The 263-nt window shown below is 43.7% G+C and carries 1 protein-coding gene; it reads right to left on the reverse strand.

Annotation, left to right across the window (positions count from 1 at the left end; genetic code table 11):
• On the reverse strand, positions 1-204 hold a 204-nt coding region (locus A3761_RS06800), incomplete at its 3' end, for a hypothetical protein (RefSeq protein WP_197472915.1).
• Positions 205-263 lie beyond the last annotated feature (59 nt).

Genomic DNA, 263 nt, shown 5'->3' on the forward strand with positions numbered 1-263 from the left:
CGATTGAATCACTCCATACTGGATCGTTAGAGTCTCGAAACCTTTCTGATGAGACACCCAAACGATACCTTTCTCCTCATCCAGAGAAAGAGATTCTATGTCTGCATCTTCCATAGAAGAGAAAAAGCAAAGAGTGCGATACCAGACTCTTCCTTTGTCATAGGGATAGACCAAGCTGACACCATATTCACCCGACAAGGCCATGAGACTGAAGTCACCGTTACAAGACACTTTGGTGATGTATCTTACACGATGGTCATCTA

Source organism: Oleiphilus sp. HI0123 (assembly GCF_001635315.1).